Source organism: Methanothrix sp. (assembly GCF_030055635.1).
Classification (GTDB): Archaea; Halobacteriota; Methanosarcinia; order Methanotrichales; family Methanotrichaceae; genus Methanothrix_B.
The window spans coordinates 106,706-124,680 of sequence record NZ_JASFYM010000003.1 but is presented as its reverse complement, the minus strand read 5'-3'; the positions used below and the strand labels follow the sequence as shown (position 1 = coordinate 124,680).

The 17,975-nt window shown below is 55.1% G+C and carries 14 protein-coding genes; 10 read left to right on the top strand and 4 right to left on the bottom strand.

Annotation, left to right across the window (positions count from 1 at the left end; translation table 11 throughout):
- Positions 1–3: 3 nt before the first annotated feature.
- Positions 4–1,110, top strand: coding sequence for a DUF362 domain-containing protein (locus QFX31_RS02365; protein WP_348530539.1), 1,107 nt, complete (start codon positions 4–6; stop codon positions 1,108–1,110).
- Entirely contained in the window at positions 1,076–2,344 is a 1,269-nt protein-coding gene (locus QFX31_RS02360; RefSeq protein ID WP_348530538.1) for an ADP-dependent glucokinase/phosphofructokinase, read from the top strand. The genes QFX31_RS02365 and QFX31_RS02360 overlap by 35 nt, the downstream gene beginning before the upstream one ends.
- Positions 2,345–2,655: 311 nt before the next feature.
- Here the strand turns inward: QFX31_RS02360 and thsA are convergent, their stop codons facing one another.
- The gene (gene thsA / locus QFX31_RS02355; protein WP_348530537.1) at positions 2,656–4,290 is read right to left on the bottom strand and encodes a thermosome subunit alpha; all 1,635 of its coding nucleotides are present in this window, start codon (positions 4,288–4,290) and stop codon (positions 2,656–2,658) included.
- Positions 4,291–4,715: 425 nt separating this feature from the next.
- On the opposite strand from thsA, the gene QFX31_RS02350 reads away from it, so the two are divergent.
- From QFX31_RS02350 to QFX31_RS02330, 5 genes are all read left to right on the top strand, one after another.
- Complete coding sequence (locus QFX31_RS02350) at positions 4,716–5,204, top strand: TIGR00288 family NYN domain-containing protein (RefSeq protein WP_011696470.1); 489 nt, start codon at positions 4,716–4,718, stop codon at positions 5,202–5,204.
- 49 nt (positions 5,205–5,253) lie between these two features.
- Positions 5,254–5,862, top strand: coding sequence for a rhomboid family intramembrane serine protease (locus QFX31_RS02345; protein WP_348530536.1), 609 nt, complete (start codon positions 5,254–5,256; stop codon positions 5,860–5,862).
- Positions 5,862–6,896, top strand: coding sequence for a histidinol-phosphate transaminase (gene hisC, locus QFX31_RS02340; protein WP_348530535.1), 1,035 nt, complete (start codon positions 5,862–5,864; stop codon positions 6,894–6,896). Before QFX31_RS02345 ends, hisC begins: the two co-directional genes overlap by 1 nt.
- Positions 6,897–7,234: 338 nt before the next feature.
- Positions 7,235–9,508 carry an anaerobic ribonucleoside-triphosphate reductase gene (gene nrdD / locus QFX31_RS02335; RefSeq protein WP_348530533.1) on the top strand — a complete coding sequence of 758 codons (2,274 nt, stop codon included), beginning with the start codon at positions 7,235–7,237 and terminating at the stop codon, positions 9,506–9,508.
- A gap of 382 nt (positions 9,509–9,890) precedes the next feature.
- Positions 9,891–10,067, top strand: coding sequence for a 4Fe-4S binding protein (locus QFX31_RS02330; protein ID WP_011696436.1), 177 nt, complete (start codon positions 9,891–9,893; stop codon positions 10,065–10,067).
- 269 nt (positions 10,068–10,336) lie between these two features.
- Here QFX31_RS02330 and QFX31_RS02325 read toward each other — a convergent pair whose 3' ends face one another.
- Complete coding sequence (locus tag QFX31_RS02325) at positions 10,337–11,569, bottom strand: proteasome-activating nucleotidase (protein ID WP_348530532.1); 1,233 nt, start codon at positions 11,567–11,569, stop codon at positions 10,337–10,339.
- A gap of 149 nt (positions 11,570–11,718) precedes the next feature.
- Between QFX31_RS02325 and QFX31_RS02320 the strand changes: the two genes are divergently transcribed.
- Both QFX31_RS02320 and QFX31_RS02315 read left to right on the top strand, forming a co-directional pair.
- On the top strand, positions 11,719–12,579 hold the full coding sequence (locus QFX31_RS02320; protein ID WP_348530531.1) for a methanogenesis marker 8 protein: 861 nt from the start codon (positions 11,719–11,721) through the stop codon (positions 12,577–12,579).
- Positions 12,580–12,701: 122 nt separating this feature from the next.
- Positions 12,702–13,583, top strand: a complete 882-nt coding sequence (locus tag QFX31_RS02315) for a class I SAM-dependent methyltransferase (RefSeq protein ID WP_348530530.1) — start codon at positions 12,702–12,704, stop codon at positions 13,581–13,583.
- Positions 13,584–13,774: 191 nt separating this feature from the next.
- On the opposite strand, the gene QFX31_RS02310 is transcribed toward QFX31_RS02315, so the two are convergent.
- Both QFX31_RS02310 and surE read right to left on the bottom strand, forming a co-directional pair.
- Positions 13,775–15,733, bottom strand: coding sequence for a cation:proton antiporter (locus QFX31_RS02310; protein WP_348530529.1), 1,959 nt, complete (start codon positions 15,731–15,733; stop codon positions 13,775–13,777).
- A gap of 54 nt (positions 15,734–15,787) precedes the next feature.
- Positions 15,788–16,582, bottom strand: coding sequence for a 5'/3'-nucleotidase SurE (surE, locus tag QFX31_RS02305; RefSeq protein ID WP_348530528.1), 795 nt, complete (start codon positions 16,580–16,582; stop codon positions 15,788–15,790).
- A gap of 400 nt (positions 16,583–16,982) precedes the next feature.
- On the opposite strand from surE, the gene QFX31_RS02300 reads away from it, so the two are divergent.
- On the top strand, positions 16,983–17,789 hold the full coding sequence (locus QFX31_RS02300) for a methyltransferase domain-containing protein (RefSeq protein WP_348530527.1): 807 nt from the start codon (positions 16,983–16,985) through the stop codon (positions 17,787–17,789).
- Positions 17,790–17,975: the final 186 nt, after the last annotated feature.

The following is a 17,975-nucleotide window of genomic DNA, read 5'->3' as shown; positions in this document are numbered from 1 at the left end:
ATCATGACCAGTGATGTTTACTTCGCGGATATCAGATCCAGGAGCGATGGTGAGAACAAGCTCGAGAAGATCAGGAGGCTATTCAGGGCTGCCGGCTTCGATAAAATTCTCGATAAGGGAGATCTCACTGCCATAAAGCTCCACTTCGGCGAGGTGGGGAACGACACTTACATCAGCCCGGTCTTTGTGCACGAGGTCGTGAAGCTTGTGAGGGAGAGGGGCGCGCGGCCGTTCCTGACCGATACAAACACCCTCTACAGCGGAGGCCGCGGGAACTCTGTGGATCACATCCGGACAGCGATAGAGCATGGCTTCGCATATGCTGTCGTCGACGCGCCCGTGATAATAGCAGACGGCTTGCGTGGGGATAACTACATAGGCGTTGATGTGAATCTCAATCACTTCAGGTCTGTGAAGATCGCGGGAGATATCGCCAGCGCCGACAGCATGATCGTGCTCTCGCACTTCAAGGCGCACATGCTGGCAGGCTTTGGCGGGGCGATCAAGAACCTCGGGATGGGGTGCGCGCCGCCGATCGGAAAGGCAGAGCAGCACACTGCAAGGCCCATAGTGTATAAAGAGAGATGCAGGGGATGTGGCAGATGCTTGAGGGCATGCCCCAGGTCCGCAATCTCTGTTGTGGATGAAAAGGCGGTCATCGATCTCAGTCTCTGTGTTGGCTGCGGTGAGTGCGTGAGGGCATGCCCGGAGAGGGCAATGGACTTCGACTGGCTCGTTGCAATACCCCCATTCGTGGAGAGAATGGTTGAGTACGCATACGGGGCGGTCAGGGGCAAGGCCGGACGCATCGGCTTCATCAACTTCCTGATTGATATAACGCCGGACTGCGACTGCGTCCCGTGGTCCGATGCTCCGGTGGTCCCGGACGTGGGAATTCTCGCGTCCAGGGATCCGGTCGCCATCGACATGGCCAGCTACGATCTCGTCAATGCGCAGATGGGCATCGAGAAAAGCTACCTGAAGAGCAACAGGAGGCCGGGAGAGGACAAGTTCAGGGGGTGCTGGGAGTCGACGAACGCCCTGCACCAGATCGCGTACGGGGAGAAGATCGGCCTTGGAACCGGCAAATACAGGCTCATCAGGATCTGATCCCAGGGTGCTCTGCGCCTTCAACGTCAACATAGACTGCGTTCACACCATCACGGGAGAGGAGATCGAGAGACTGTCACACCGCATCGAATTCGCCGGTGAGGGCTCTGGGATTCCATCAGAGATCGGCTCCGTTGAGGATCTCGTCGTCTCGATCCTGGAGCACATGCGCCGTGGAACCGGTGTAGAGCTTATCATTGAGAGCGAGGATGTTGCTGACGAGATCGCATCGCTCTTCCCCTGGGAGATCAGGATGGGAGGTAATGCAGGAAACGCTGCAAACGTTCTCGCCGCGCTCGGTGCAGAGCCTGTCGTCAACGTCCCATCCCTTACTCCACGCCAGGCATCGCTCTTTCATCCAGCGGTCAGGGTTCCTGTCACGGATGACGGCGTTTCGCTCACAACTCCCTTCGATGCATCAGAGGAGGGCCAGGAGCTCAGGCACTTCGTGATCCAGTACAGGGGTGGCGAGAGGGTCGATACGCCTTCGGGAAGATTCACAGCTCCAAGGGAGAACAGGGTAATTGCGACATTCGACCCGCTGAATCGAATCATGCACCTAAATCCCGCATTCCGCACGTTTCTGGAGAAGCCCGATCCCGATGTGAGGGGCGTGATCCTCTCAGGATTCCATCTCGTGCCCTGCGATCTCCACAGGGAGATCTTCGAGGAGAGGCTGCACTCCATGAGGGAATGGCTCTCCACCAGATACAGCCACGCTGAGATGGGCAGCTTCGAACGAGAAGAGATCATGAGATTCCTTCTGGAGGTTCTGGAGGTAGAGAGCATCGGCATGAATGAGGACGAGCTCTCGATGCTCTTGCATTCAGGAGGGAGCTGGGAGGAGATCGCAGGGGCCGCAGAGCAGATCCATGATGAGTTTGATATTCCAAGGGTGTGCGTTCACACCCGTGAGTTCACTGTGAGCATATCGCCCGATCCGGTAAAAGAGATCGCTGCGCTGGAGCTGGGCGCGGAGATCGCGGGCAGGCTCGCTGCTACAGGTTGCATCGAAAAAGATGCGGAGCTGGGCGTGAGCGATGTGGGCAGAAGGGCAGTGGAGGATCTTGCCCGCCGTGGTGGAAAGAGGTCCGGGCTCGGGGCGTTCAAAGAAAAAGATGGATCGAGCGTCTGCGTCCATCCATCTTTCATAGCCCCTGAGCCTGTGACGACCGTCGGCCTTGGAGACGCGCTGACAGCGGCCACATTCTACATGCTCGTGTCCATCTCATGATCGGCTGGGTTAATCCCAATCATGCACCCTGGCGCCACATGAAGCGGATCTCCGGACGTACCATCCACCCTTTTGCATAACCAGGCATGTGTGCATTGGCGCATCAATGACCATTTTCACAACCAAAATGTCTCATCCAGTTGATAGAGAGCATCAAGGGGCAAGCTCCGGTCTTCTAGGCCGGAGATTAGTCACTCAGCAGGTATCGGACACATTATGCGGAAAAGAGCAGCATCAACCACTGAAAGATCCGCTCGATGAAAATCCCTGGTGATCCGTGGGTATGATCAAAAATATGTGGAAGGAAGAATTCAGTCGAAGTCCTCGCCCATTCCGCTGGGCTCCCTCTCCTTCTCTTTCTCCTTGCCAGCGCCGGTCGACTTGGAGGCGATCACATCATCGATCCTCAGTATCATCACAGCTGCCTCTGCGGCTGAGCTGATCGCCTGTGTCTTGACCCTGAGGGGCTCGACTACGCCGCGCTCCAGCATGTCGACCGCCTCGCCTGTATCCATATCGAGACCGGCAGCCTTCATGCCCTTCTCGTGCTTGCTCCTCAGAGCGACGAGCGTATCGATCTGGTCGAGACCGGCGTTCTCAGCGAGCGTCTTCGGGATGATCTCCATCGCCTCGGCGAATGCCTCTATGGCGAGCTGCTCCCTTCCGCCGACTGTGGCGGCGTACTCCCTGAGCCTGAGGGCAAGCTCCACCTCGGGCGCTCCACCTCCGGGCACAAGCATGCCATCCTCCACGACAACACCCACGACGCGGAGCGCATCCTCCATGGCCCTGTAGAGCTCATCGACCACATGCTCGGTGCCGCCGCGGAGGATTATGGACACTGACTTGGGATTCTCGCACTCCTCGACGAAGGTCATGTCGTCTCCGGCGATCTTCCTCTCCTCGACAAGCCCGGCCTTGCCGAGATCGTTCGGAGTGAGCTCATGCAGGCTTGTCACGATCCTGGCGCCGGTCGCGCGGGCCAGCTTCTCCATGTCGCTCTTCTTCACCCTGCGGAGCGTGTAGATACCTGCCTTCGCCAGGAAGTGCTGCGCCAGATCATCTATGCCCTTCTGGCAGAAGACGACGTTTGCGCCTGTGGAGACAATCTTGTTGACCATCTCCTTGAGCATCGCCTCCTCCTGGTCCAGGAAGGCCTGGAGCTGATCAGGCGAGGTGATCTCGATCTTCGCATCGACCTCGGTCTTCTCGATCTCTATCGGCGCGTTGAGCAGCGCGATCCTGGCATCCTTCACCTTCTTCGGCATGTTGGGATGCAGGCGCTCCTTGTCGATCACCATGCCATGGATCAGCTGGGAGTCGGTTATGCTGCCGCCCACCTTCTTCTCCACGGTGATGTTGTCGATGTCCACAGAGCCATCCTCATCAACGATCGCCTTCACAGCCTTGACCGCGAGCTCAGCGAGCTCTCCCCTGGCGTTGCCGCTGCCCTTTCCGGTCATCGCTGTGATCGCGATCTTCTTCAGGAGCTCCTCATCATCAGGCGATACCTTCACCGCGAGATCCTTCAGGATCTCGATGGCCTTCGTCGCAGCGTCCCTGTAGCCGGTGGCTATGACGGTCGGGTGGATCTCCTGCTCGAGAAGCAGCTCGGCCTGCTTCAGAAGCTCGCCAGCCAGGACAACAGCCGTTGTGGTGCCGTCGCCTACCTCCTCATCCTGAGTCTTGGCGATCTCCACCATCATCTTGGCGGCCGGATGCTCGATATCCATCTCCTTGAGAATCGTAACGCCGTCGTTTGTTATGACCACGTCTCCAAGTGTGTCCACAAGCATCTTGTCCATGCCCTTGGGTCCCAGCGTGGTTCTGACGGCGCTGGCCACTGCCTTGGCCGCCATTATGTTCGACCTCTGCGCCTCCCGGCCAGCAGTCCGCTGGCTTCCCTCTTTAAGTATCAGTACAGGTGTTCCACCTAGTCCAGCCATTCCGACACCTCTCCTTACAGCGGGGATGTAAGTGTTTTGAAGTTCTATATAAAGATTTCGCATACGCTGTGGTGTGGGGAGTCCCGAAACCTTTGACTTTATATACCCGTCGTTTTGACAGGGGTTTCAACATAGGGCTGTGTACTCGCATCACTGGATCAGAAGGGATGCGACCTTGTGGGGTTCATGCAGCATTGTACCGGTGGGCGCTGGTTCCTGACAGCCTCTTCGCTATTCGAGTACAAGACCCGATTCCAGCAGAGTCATTCATTGAATCGAGTGCACGACACTGTTTATCACCCAGGATGATGCGCATATGGTCAAGACTTACGGGACTCCACAGCCACCGCCTGCGATAGAAAATTATATGAATCGACCTGTGGACATAATAAAGATTAGGGTTCTGAAATAGAGGATTAGCGAGCATGGCTATACACTTCGAGCACATCCTGAAGTACCTTGGATCGAAGAAGGAGAAGGGAAGGAAGAAGATCGGTCTCCTGGTAGATGGTCCCAACATGCTGCGCAAGGAGTTCCAGATGGACCTGGAGGAGATTCGGAACATACTCAGGGACTACGGCGACATAAAGGTTGGGAAGGTCTTCCTGAACCAGTACGCCTCTGAGAAGCTCGTCGAGGCTGTCGAGAACCAGGGGTTTGAGCCGGTGATATGCACCAGCGATGTCGATGTGAGGATGGCCGTGGAGGGCGTCGACATGATCTACAACCCTGTCATAGACACCATCGCCCTGGTCACGAGAGATGCGGATCTGAAGCCGGTGCTCATGAAGGCCATGGAGCACGGCAAGGAGACGATCATATTCGGGGCAGAGCCCGGCTTTTCTGTTGCGCTGAGGAACTCCGCAGACTACGTAATAGTGCTCAGAAATGGCGAGTACGTCACAGAGTCCTGAAACCGGAAGTGGTAACATAAGAATCATCAGAGGATTGCTATCATCTGGCATGGTCTCCGATCAGATCTGGGATGATATCAGGCCCAGAGGCTCCAGCATCCCAGCATCTCTCGCTATAATCGCTTTGTGCATCATCGTATCGATCGCAATGGCCGTGAACCCCTGGGCTGTGAGGGGATATCTCTCCCTCAATCCAGCACTTGTCGAGTCCAGGCCGTGGACCCTGGTAACGCACATATTCGTTCATGCTGACATAGGCCACCTCTTCTGGAACATGCTGGCCCTCTTCTTCTTCGGTACTGAGCTCGAGAGGAGGGTTGGCGAGAGGAATTTCCTCCTGATCTTCTTCGCATCCGGAATATTCGGCGGCATCATAGAGATGCTTGTGGCCACCGGATACATGATGGGCGCCAGCGGAGCGATCATGGGGGTCATGGGCGCCCTGGCGATTATAGCGCCCGAGATAAGGGTGATAATATTCCCCATACCGATACCTATTGGGATACCACTGGCTATAGCCCTCCTTGCATTCCTGGATCTGTATTACCAGATAAGTCTGAGGGGAGCGGATGGCATAGGGCACATGGCACACCTCGCAGGCCTTCTCGCCGGCCTCTTCTTCGGCCAGAGCTTCGGGAGAAGAAGAAGGTATTACTGATGGTCTACAGACACCTCCTTGTTGATGCGCTGCAGAGCGTGACTCCCGATGATCCCGGGATCAGCTTAATGGATATCGAGCGCCTTTACGGCATACCCGCAGAGAGGATCGTGTTCCTCAGCAGGAACGAGAACCCGTATGGTCCCTCTCCTGAGGTCATAAGGGCAGTGAGCCGCGCGGATCTTAGAAGGTATCCGTCGCAGGATGAGTTTCTGAGCGCTGCTGCTGAGTACCTCGGCGTTTCAGAGGATCTCGTAATCGCAGGAGCCGGGCTCGATGGCATAATCGATTCTGTTTCAAGGCTCTTCCTGGAGAAAGGCAGATCTGTGTTCATACCTGTGCCTACATACACATACTATGAGCTTGCAGCGAGGCTCTGTGGTGCCACGCCCGTGCTCGGCCACGACCTGAGGAATGTTCCAAAGGGCGTGACCCTCACATTCATCTGCTCGCCAAACAACCCCACAGGAGGGCTCATAGATGATGAGGTGATCAGAGAGGTTCTCGAGGGTACAAACTCCGTGGTCTTCCTGGACGAGGCTTACGCGGAGTTCGCGGGGGTGAGCCATGCGGACTGGGTCGAGAGGTATGAGAACCTCATAGTCGGAAGGACGCTCTCAAAAGCATTCGGCCTGGCAGGGCTCAGAATAGGGTATGCGGTCGCACCTGAGTGGGTGGTGGAGCAGTACAACAGGGCTGCACCATCTTTCGGGATAAGCGCTCCTGCGATAGCTGGCGGCGTGGCAGCCCTGAGAGATACAGACCACATGAGAAGCGCCGTCAAAAAGATCGTGGCTGAGAGGGAGAGGGTCGCGGGATCTCTGAGGGCGCATCCATCGCATGCAAATTTTCTGTACGTGGAGACCTCGAGGGAGTCCAGCGCTCTGGTCGAGGATCTTCTGAAAGAGGGTATATCGGTAAAGGACTGCTCGGAAATACCGGGCTCTGACAACCACCACATACGGGTCACCATAGGAACTCCGGAGCAGAACGATGCATTCCTTGAAGCCTACAGAAGGGCTGAGGAGTTTTAAAGTTCGCGGTAACATGGGGCACGCGTAGGATGTGCAGAGGACTCCTAAAATCCAGATGCTTCCAAGGCGTACACGACTGAGGCGGGAATAAAGCATGATGGCCCATGATACTGCGTGAAGGCATCAAATGCGTGGCGCAAAAGGTCTGGCTGATCGGAGTGAGTGATCCGTTGGAATTTGATGGAAGGCTGGCAGCCAGATGATTCTGTGAGCTCGAGTGTCTTTAAACGAGTTGCCACATATAAAACATTATTTTTATATCAACACTATGGGCGAAACAGTTAAAGCGTGTGCTGTGGATACGCTGATTTTGTTGTCGAAATATATCGTGGGTGGGGATGGTGAACGGGAAAAACAAGCAGCTGACCCTTACGGGTGTTGTCGTCTCCGCGATGCCGAAGGTGCGCACCACAGATGGACACCTGCTCGACTGGGACAGGAATGCGATAGTGAAGCAGCTTCTCAAGGAGACAAAACTATCGGAGAATTTTTATAAACTACCAGCCATAACCGAGGATGAGGCCAGGGAGATCGCGAAGGAGGTGGAGCGCAGGATCAGGTGGATGAATGTCCGCTACCTCTCAGGGCCTCTTGTCAGAGAGATCGTAAACGTGGTGCTCCTCGAGAGGCACCACCCCGAGTGGCGCAACATATGCACAAGAATAGGCACGCCCGTGTACGATGCTCACCTCATCGATATAGGCACAGGGTTCGAGTCGAGAGAGAATGCAAACCTCCAGGACAACGCGGAGACATCTCACAAGAAGAAGGCCGATAAGATAAGCAAGGAGCAGTACCTCCTGCTTCTTCCCCCGCACCTCTCGGATCATCACATCTCCGGGGACCTCCACATCCACGATCTGGAGTACTTCGGCACAAGGCCGTTCTGCCAGGACCATGATCTCAGGTACTTCTTCTACTACGGATTGATGCCGGATGGCCGCGGAACCAAGGCATCTGTCGCAGGCCCCGCAAAGAAGCCTGAGGTGGCGATACTACATGCTGTGAAGGCGCTGGGCAGCGCGCAGACCAACTTCGCGGGAGGGCAGGGCTTCTACAACTTCCTGACGTTCGTGGCGCCGTATCTGGAGGGTTTGAGCTACGAGGAGATCAAGCAGCTCATGCAGATGTTTGTGTACGAGATGACCCAGATGATGGTCGCGCGCGGCGGGCAGCTCGTCTTCTCCTCAGTCCAGCTCACGCCCGGAGTGCCCAGGATCTGGAAGGACAAGCCGGTCGTCTACAAGGGCCGGATATGGAACGGGGAGCAGGCGCCACGTCGCACTTACGGCGAGTTCGAGAGGGAGGTCCGGCTGGCCTTCAAGGCACTGATGGAGGTCATGCTGGAGGGCGATTACTGGGGCAAGCCGTTCAACTTCCCGAAGCCGGAGATAAGCATTGAGCCTGACTTCATGAAGGAGGATGAGGATTTCAACAGGGAACATCCGGACCTGCCGGCATACAGAGACCTGTACCTGATGGCATTCAAGCTTGCAGCAAAATACGGCGCGCCGTACTTCGACAACCAGCTCCCTGAGTACAGAGGCGCCGGAAAGGGGATATCGTGCTACCAGTGCTGCGCATACCAGTTCTCCTCCACCATCCAGAACGACACAGAGTTTGAGGACAAGCTGTACTTCAGGGATGGAAAGCACTTCTCGATGGGCTCGTGGCAGGTCGTCTCGCTCAACTGCCCGAGGGCTGCATACAAGGCGCGCGGGGAGGACGAGCTGCTCTTCGAGTATCTCAAAGAACTGATGGATGTCTCCGTCGAGATCTTCAAGGTGAAGAGGGAGTGGATGAGCAAGATCATAGCAAACGGACGGATGCCGTTTGCCACCCAGCAGCCCAGGGATCCGGTCACCGGAGAGAGGGGCGCGATGGCTGTTGATCTTGAAAAGCTCGTCTACACAATAGGCGTCGTGGGCATAAACGAGATGGTCCAGTTCCATACAGGGAAACAGATGCACGAATCAAGGGATGCATGGCGGTTTGCCGTCAGGGCGATGACCGAGATGCAGCTTTATGTCAAAAAGCTGAGCAGGGATCATGGCATGACAATCGCGCTTGCGAGGACCCCAGCAGAGACCACAGCACAGCGATTTGCCGTCTCGGATCTGCTGCATGATGAGTACAGGGAGTGCGCAATGCGTGTTGTGAAGGGAGATCTCAAGACTGCACTGGAGAACCTCCATCGGACCAGAGATCTGCCGGTCTACTACACAAATGGCACCCATGTGTGCGTGAATGCAGACATCCCGATCATGGAGAGGGCCATGCTGGAGCATGTCTTCTTCCCGATAGTGGATGGGGGCAACATCTTCCATATCTTCTTGGGAGAGAACGATCCGGATCCGGAGTCGCTGATGAGCTTCGGGATGAACCTCGCGAAGAACACCCAGATCGGGTACTTCGCGTTCACCAGGGATATGACTGTGTGTCTGAGCTGCTGCGCGATCTCTCCGGGGCTCCAGGATACGTGCCCGCGCTGCAGATCTCCTGAGGTGGATCACATCAGCAGGATAACCGGATACCTGCAGGCTGTCAGCGGCTGGAATGCTGCGAAGCAGCAGGAGCTCAGGGACCGGAAGAGATACAGGGATCTGAGCTAGCCGGTCGTTTACTCTGCATCATGAAATCCGCAGCGTTCAGCCCCTCCGGGTTTGTGGAATATCTCCCTGTGGTTGTCGATTTCAGCAGAATAATCCACTTGCTCGAGCCCGCACTCGGCCAGCCGGGCCACCCCTGAGATCCGCATTTTCTGTAAGGCTCATCTCCGCGAATCATCGGAAAGCTTGATTGAGCCGTATTTTCGGTAACGTTGAAGCTTCCCCTTTCGCCATTCTCAATATTCCGCTAATTCGCCTGGAGGAGCCTCTGTAATATTGCATGCTGCATTCGAATCGATTGCAAAAGCTGCTGACGAAAGGTATATATCATATCTGCCTACTCCACGATACTGGCCGATAAAAGGCAAAATTGGAGGATTTCGTAATGCCTGCAGTAGTTAACAGAGAGGAATGCGTGAGCTGTGGAACCTGTGTGGAGGAGTGCCCGGAGGAGGCTATCAAACTCGATGACGAGGAGATAGCAGTAGTCGACCCGGAGAAGTGCACAGAGTGCGGCACATGCGTAGAGGCCTGCCCGTCTGAGGCAATACACATCGAGTAAGGATCTACCTGCTTTTTTTATTTGTTTCAGTTAACAGACCCGGCAGCTCTGTGCTGTGGGTTGCTGGACACAAAACATCTGCAGAGCATGTGGGGTCTCGGTGGAGCTCTTCACCCAAGACGATGCATGCGATCTATCCATGCGTCGATGGGATGTCCACAGCCCCCAAGCACATCGCTTTTGTGAGACATGTGCAGGCGATTGCCGGGAAGCGCTCTGCGGGCATCCTGAAAATAACATCCTGAAAATAGGTTGCTGAGCTCTCAGGCTCAGTAGAACATCCTGAGAGACTCGTCTGTCTTCTCCTCCTCGCCGAGCACCTTCTTCACAGCCTGTCTGAAGTCATCCATGGTGACCACGGTGGCCTCTCTCCTTATCGCGTTCATTCCAGCCTCGACAGCAATTGCCTTCAGCTCGGCTCCGCTTGCGCCATCTGTTTGCTTTGCTATGGCTGAGAGATCCACATCATCAGACTTCTTCATCCTTCTCGTATGGATCTCAAGTATCTTCAGCCTCGCGACCTCGTTGGGCATCGGGATCTCTATGATCCTGTCGAACCTGCCTGGCCGGAGGAGCGCGGGATCCAGGATGTCTATCCTGTTTGTCGCAGCTATGATCTTGACATCCCCTCTCTCCCGGAACCCGTCCATCTCGGCCAGGAGCTGCATCATGGTCCTGTTGACCTCTGCGCTGCCTGTTGTGCCATCATGTGTCCTGATGCTTCCCACAGCGTCTATCTCATCGATGAAGACTATCGATGGCGCCTTCTCTCTGGCCATCTGGAATATGTCCCGCACGAGCTGCGCGCCCTCTCCGATGAACTTGTGGACGAGCTCGCTTCCAGACATGTGTATGAACGTTGCCTTCGCATGGTGTGCAACAGCCTTGGCTAGGAGCGTCTTGCCGGTGCCCGGGAGCCCGTAGAGGAGCACCCCCCTGGGCGGCTCTATTCCTATGTTGCTGAAGAGCTCCGGCCTTGTCAGCGGAAGCTCAACGGTCTCGCGTATCTCCTGTATCTGGGAGTCGAGACCTCCAACATCATCATACGTCACATTAGGAGCCTCGATCAGCTCCATCGTCTTCGCCCTGACATCCACAGATCTCTCCAGGAGTCGCACTATCGTCAGGGAGTTGTTTATGGCAACCCTGCTGTTCGGCTGCAGCTTCTCCATTATCTCTGGGGGAGCTGTGGTTATGAACTCCTGGTTGTTCCCATGCTGTCTGAGCATGACGTAGTCGTCGCCCACCTCTATCACTGTGGCCAGAAACAGCGGCATGCGCCTCAGCAGAGCGTTCTCCTTCTTCAGACGCTCAAGCTCGCGCAGATACTTCTTGTTTGATATCAGAGACTCAAAGAGCTTCGCTCTGGCCTCCTCGCGCTCCATGCGGAGGGCCTCGGCCTCCTCAGCCAGTGCCCTGTTCTCCCTCTCGAGCGCTGCGATCCTCTTGGTGAACGACTCGATCAGGCTTTCCTGATCCGTCATAGCTGACGATTCACTCATGGTAGCATCTTCGATCTTCAACGATATAAACTCATGCATCCACGCTCGGGAGGCGTTCATGGATCAATTAACTGCAGGAAATGGCATCTGGGTATGTTACCTGGCACTGATGCACAGGTATAAGTGCATCCAGGATCAATGCTTCCTGGATGGCAGAGCATCTTGCTGAGATGGCGAAGGCGCTGGTGAGGATCAGGGATGGGGTGCCTGAGGTCCTGACCGATCCCCAGATCAGGTTCTGCCCTCTCAGGAGGGATCTCTACGGGATCCATGAGGAGAACCGTGAGACAGTGGAAAATGTGATTCGCAGTCACATCAGGGATCTCGGCATGTACAGCCCGCATCGGGTTCTTGAGCTTGCAGAGGATCCGGTGAGCTTCGGCGCATCGGAGATCCTCATGGATGGAATGATCGAGGGCCTGGTGAACGCTGCTGTCGTTGTCTGCGACGGCGCCGGGACTGCTGTCATAACCAGACCGGATGTGCTGCAGGCTGTCGGAGCGCACATGACAGGGCTCATAAAGACAGAGCCCGTAAAGGAGATCCAGGATGGCCTGGAGGAGCGGGGATGCATCCTTATCGATAGGAATGCTACCATAGACCAGATCAGGGGTTTCGTGGCCGCACTCGATGCGGGCTTTGAGCGGGTTGCTGTTACCATAACTGGCACCATGTCCTGTGATGCCAGAGATCTTCGTGCGATAGGGGCGAGGGCTGAAAGGAGGCCTTTGATCCTTGCGGTACACACCACCGGCATAGGCAGGGATGAGGCTGTCGCACTGGCAGAGAGCTGTGATATCATCTGGTCCTGCGCATCAAGCGCTGTGAGGGATGTCGTGGGAGCGAGGGCAATGCTCCAGATAGGCATCTCAATACCGGTCTTCGCCATGACCCAGGAGGGAAAGCGGCTCGTCCTGAACAGGGCGCTCCACTTCAAGGGCCCACTTGTGATACACAGATCGAGCCTGCCGTATCTGCATGCAGATCGCCAGCCAAGGCCTCTGATTTAGCCAGCAGCTGCCCGCCTCGGGGTGTGCATATGATAGTTAAAATATTATTTTATGATTAACATTATAAGTGCAAGTGGGTTTGGTGCGAAGGTTCATATCTGCATGCTCAAAGCAATACTGCTGTGCAGATTAACAAGATGCTCAATCTCGGAGAGGATGAGTGCGTCTTCCTTGCAGAGGAGTCCCTGGAGGATCTCATATGGCTTCCGGTCACAAGGAACATTGTGGCTGAGGCTGATGATTTCGATCGAGCCATTGCTGTTAACGACAGAACACTTGCGCTGTACTCGGAGCCTCAGGATCTCTGGATTCTCATTACAGATCTCTACTCGGAGATCAGGCCGGTGAGTGATCTCATCAGACGCATGGATTGCAGGAGGGTTAATGTGAATGCTGACGATCTCTTCCAGGCGATTGTGGAGTGCCTCTCGGTATCTCTGATGGAGGGCGTATTCTGCGAGAGCTGTATGGAGAGCGGCGCTGTTCACCATCCTGAGGACAGGGTATCCAGACTTGAGTGCATGCTGAGAGAGCTCCTCGATGATGTGGTGTTCGATGGAGCCAGCGTGCTTGAGGTTGGATGCGGAAGCGGCACTGGGACGATGGTTCTGAGAACGCTCGGAGCAGATCCGTGGGCAATGGACATAGACCGATGCGAGGTGTGCCAGGGTCTGAGATCCGGCGCTCTGGATCCCATGAGAACGTTCGTGCTGGATGCGAGGCTCCTCCCCAGGTTCTTCAGCGCGGAGAGCTTCGATGCTGTGATGGGATTCATGGTGGGGCTGATAGACGACTCGAACTGGCATATCTGGAAGGAGATAATAGCCAGATCATCATCTCTCGCCAGGAATACCGTCCTATACACAGTTTACTCGAGGAGGGAGGCTGAGAGGGTCGCAGATCTCCTCGGGACTCTCGGATGGGAGGGCAGGCTGATCGATAACAGCAGCTCCATAGCTGTATACGATCAGTGGGTGTATCTGGGATGGAGAGAGGGCTCCTGAGCGCGGCGATGACTTTATCCGAGGGCCGGCTTCTGCGCAGCGGTTACTGTGATACCTGATTGTCTGGCTGTGTGACCTCCCCATTGGCCTGGAGACCGCAGGCTGCGCCCTGCTGCCCTCCATCAGATCCACGCCCATGACCTCGCTGTATTACCTGCGAGTTTATGGTGGGCAGCGCTGCGTGGAGCACTTCAGCGCTCTGAGTCAGAGGCAGTTTCAGTCAGCATGCTCTCGACCTCACGGATCTTTTCAGGTGGGCCGATCACTATCAGAATGTCGCCTTCCTGCAGCCTCAATCCGCCGATGGGCTTCAGCGTCTCATCTCCCCTGTTTATCGCAAGTATGCCCTCGATGCCGAGCTCATCGAGGGGTCTGCCTGCAGCCTTTGAGCCCTCAGGCACTCTTATGGTGTAGATCACCTTTCCCATGGGCTTCAGGTTTGCATCGCAGTATGCCTCCTCGCATACACTGCGAAAGAGGCTGTAATCCCCGGCGCGCACGTCCTCCACAATCCTCTCGATATCGTCCCTGGAGAGCTGATACCTCTCAAGAACCTTCGCGAATATCTTGACAGATGTCTCGTACTCCTCTGGAACGACCTCGTCTGCGCCGAGGCTGTGAAGGGCCCCAACCTCCTGAACGTATCGGGTTCTGGCTATTATAAAAATATCCTCATTGAGACGTCTTGCCATCTCGACGATCTGGCGTGTGGCCAGTGGATCTGAGATGGCGATCACTATCACCCTGGCATCTCTTATTCCGAGATGCCTCAGCACCGACTCCTGTGTCGCGTCCCCGTAGTAGATGGGTTCTCCATTCCCGCCCTCGCTCCTCACAATATCTGGATTTACATCTGCTACAACATACGGTATGCCCTTCGACCTAGCTGCCATGGCAACGTTTCTTCCATTCACCCCGAAGCCAACGATTATGAGATGGTCCCTTAGCGTCTGACGCTTTCCGATCCCATCAAGCTCATCGTATCTTGAGAGCTGTGAGAAGCCAGCCGCTACTCTGTGAGAGATGGCTATCATGAAGGTTGTGGCGGCCATCGTCAGCACTGTCACATCAAGCAACAGCTGGTACACCTCAGGGGATATGATACCTGAGTCCAGACCGACCTTGGAGAGTATGAAGGAGAACTCCCCGACCTGGCTCAGCGCCAGGCTGACAAGCACCACCATGCGCACTGGAAGACCGATGATGGATGTCGCCAATGCTGATGTTATTGCTTTTATTAATATGACACATATTGTAAGAGCTATGATGAATGCTGTGTTCTCCATGAGCACCCTGAGATCGAGAAGCATGCCGATGGATACGAAAAAGAAGCTTGAGAATGCATCACGCAGCGGTCGGATGTTCCCGATCGCGTGGAGACTGTAGGGAGACTCGGATATCACCAGCCCGGCCAGAAATGCGCCCAGTCCCAGAGAGAGCCCTGCGAAAGAGCTGAGCCATGCCACAGCAAAGCACATGCCTACCGTGAAGAGGATGAAAAGCTCGTGATCCCTCGTCTTCAAAACCTGATAGAGAATCTCCGGCACGATCCACTTCGCGCCTACGATCACGACTGCTATGAGCAGCATCGCTTTGAGGATGATGAACAGAGGTGATTCCGCTCTGGATACCGCTGCTCCGGGCAGCATTGGTATGAGCAGCATCATCGGGACCACTATGATGTCCTGAAATATCAGTATGCCAAGTATGGTCCGCCCGTGAAGCGCATCAAACTCCCCTCTCTGCTGTATTATCCTGAGAACTATGGCAGTGCTGCTGAGCGATACCATGAATCCCAGTGCCGCAGCCTCTCCAAGCGGCCTATCCAGATTCACCAGAACAAAAAGCACCGCAAGTGTGGTGAACATCACCTGGAGAAAGCCACCGACCAGAACAAACCTCTTTATCTGGAGCATATCCTTGAGCGAGATCTCTATGCCGACCGTGAAGAGAAGCAGTATAACGCCGATCTCCGCCAGGACCGCGACCTGATCCAGGGAGCGGATCAAACCCAGACACTGGGGGCCGGCAATAACACCTGTTATGAGATACCCCAGAATCGCAGGCATCCTGATCCTGTGGAAGAGGAAGAGCACAGCTGAGGACAGGCCAAATATGATCACCACATCCCTGAGCAGCTCTGTCTCCAATCAGATCCCATCCCCTGCTGCAGTAGGTGCGCTGCCTTGCATTCCCTGTAGAGGCTAGGTCTCCACAAGATCAAGAACTTCCGCGAAATCGACCCTTGCTGTGGAATCGATCGTTAACGGGGTCACCGAGATCTTGCCATCCTGATACACCGCCCTGACATCCGTGCCCTCCCTCTCGCTGCATATCAGATCCCCTCCGATCCAGTAGTACGGACGTCCTCTTGGATCCCTGCGCTCCTCCACGGCGGTCCTGAATATCTTCCTTGCGAGCCTGGTGACGACTATCTCCGTCTCCTCTGTGGCGTTCAGCGGCAGGTTGATGTTCAGGATATCGACCCCTTCAGGCATGCCCCTCTCCAGGACCCTGATAGCGATCCTGCGAAGAATACTGACTGCTGTGTCGAACCTGTACTCCACCGAGTGGTTGTTATCGAACTTGTCGCCCTGATCCGCGACCTGTATCGACGCAGCGATCGCGGGAATCCCATAACTGGCGGCCTCTATGGCAGCGCCGATGGTTCCGCTGGTTGTGACGGTGTCTGTGCTGATGTTCTCCCCCACATTTATGCCAGAGACTGCGAGATCCGGGAGCTCTCCTTTCATCACAACAAATATGCCCAGTATGACTGAGTCTGTTGGGGTGCCGGAGACCGCATACGCTCTTTTCCCGTCGAGGCTCACCTCTGCCATTCTCAGCGGCTCGAATACCGAGACAGACCTGCCAACTCCGCTCCTCTGGCCGGACGGTGCTACCACCACCACTTCACCAAGATCCTCGACGCTCCTCACCGCCGCCCGGAGCCCGGGGGCATAAATCCCGTCATCGTTCGTGACAAGTATCCTGCGCATCCTGCGATCCCCGCTCAGCTCTCATCCCGTCTGAGTCAGGAGTTATATGTGTTTTTGGGTTGCGATACAGCAAATGCAGGTGTATCATTGAGTTCAGGCGATGCAGGTGAGGATTTCTATTTACATGTATCTTCAGCTCATCATCTGGCTTTGATTGTTTATTTGGCACATTAGGGACCATATTCTCCTGATTTGTCCCGGTTTTACCATGTTTTTCGTGTTTAATTTGATGGTTTCCGCTGGGTTCAAATTATGTTGGCCTTTTTCAGGGTGCAGAGCTGATGGAGGTTATAAGCGATTGCAGTGACCACCATTTTTACTATAACCTCGTCAGAAGGTGCTAATGTTATTCGGACAGGTCCGATAGTTTTATAGAAATCCTTTAGCAAGTGGTCGACCTATGACAGAATGCTACGTTCACGGCTACTCAGATCGTGAGGCTGAGCGGCTATCAGACCAGGCTGCGACACTCGCACATCTGCTGCACTTCGACACATCATATCAGAGAGGGCGTCTGGTTCTCGAGGCCGGCTGCGGTACAGGCTCGCAATCCAGGATCCTTGCCGCATCCAGCCCGCATGCTGTAATAATCTCGCTGGACATATCCAGGAGCTCCCTTCTGAGAGCAGGAGCTGAGCTGAAGAGTCTCAATGCTGCAAACATCAGGCTGCTCCAGGCAGATACATTCCGCTTGCCGTTCGATGATGAGACATTTGATGACATCTTCGTCTGCTTCCTTTTAGAGCACCTCAAGGAGCCAGATATGGCGCTTGCAGAGCTGTACAGAGTTCTCAAGAAGGGCGGCACTATAACCGTGATCGAAGGTGATCACGGATCCTGCTACTTTTATCCAGAGACCCCTGAGGCACTCAGGGTATGGCGCTGTCTTATCGATGTACAGGCATCAATCGGCTGCGACTCACTCATAGGCCGGCGACTATATCCGCTGATCAAGGCAGCAGGCTTTACCGGCATATCCGTATCCCCGCGAATGGTGTATAGCGATGAGACGCACCCCGAGATGGTGGAGGGATTTGTCAGAAGGACCATCATACCGATGGTCGAAGGTGTGAGGGACCAGGCGATCTCAAATGGCATGGCAGATAGGGAGTCCTGGGATAAAGGGATCGCTGACCTCTATCGCACAGCAGAGCCTCCTTCCGGAACCTTCTGCTACACCTTCTTCAAGGCAAAAGCAATAAAGTAGAGCGCTCGCTCAAAAGGATATGAATCGGGTCGTGTACTTTGTACTTGTTTGACTGAATAGCATGAGGACTCCTATTAACCTTCTGTTCAACAATCTGCGCGTGTCGATGCATGCTTATATTAAAGTAGTTTTATATCAAAAAGCTTAGTTTTTAGGAGTTCTCAGGTATGTATCCAAGTCGTGTAC

Bases quoted from the DNA above. Each gene is read 5' to 3' on its own strand.
- QFX31_RS02365 (WP_348530539.1), top strand. From the start codon at position 4: ATGACCAGTGATGTTTACTTCGCGGATATCAGATCCAGGAGCGATGGT.
- thsA (WP_348530537.1), bottom strand. From the start codon at position 4,290: ATGGCTGGACTAGGTGGAACACCTGTACTGATACTTAAAGAGGGAAGC.
- QFX31_RS02350 (WP_011696470.1), top strand. From the start codon at position 4,716: ATGGCTATACACTTCGAGCACATCCTGAAGTACCTTGGATCGAAGAAG.
- QFX31_RS02345 (WP_348530536.1), top strand. From the start codon at position 5,254: ATGGTCTCCGATCAGATCTGGGATGATATCAGGCCCAGAGGCTCCAGC.
- hisC (WP_348530535.1), top strand. From the start codon at position 5,862: ATGGTCTACAGACACCTCCTTGTTGATGCGCTGCAGAGCGTGACTCCC.
- nrdD (WP_348530533.1), top strand. From the start codon at position 7,235: ATGGTGAACGGGAAAAACAAGCAGCTGACCCTTACGGGTGTTGTCGTC.
- QFX31_RS02330 (WP_011696436.1), top strand. From the start codon at position 9,891: ATGCCTGCAGTAGTTAACAGAGAGGAATGCGTGAGCTGTGGAACCTGT.
- QFX31_RS02325 (WP_348530532.1), bottom strand. From the start codon at position 11,569: ATGAGTGAATCGTCAGCTATGACGGATCAGGAAAGCCTGATCGAGTCG.
- QFX31_RS02320 (WP_348530531.1), top strand. From the start codon at position 11,719: ATGGCAGAGCATCTTGCTGAGATGGCGAAGGCGCTGGTGAGGATCAGG.
- surE (WP_348530528.1), bottom strand. From the start codon at position 16,582: ATGCGCAGGATACTTGTCACGAACGATGACGGGATTTATGCCCCCGGG.
- QFX31_RS02300 (WP_348530527.1), top strand. From the start codon at position 16,983: ATGACAGAATGCTACGTTCACGGCTACTCAGATCGTGAGGCTGAGCGG.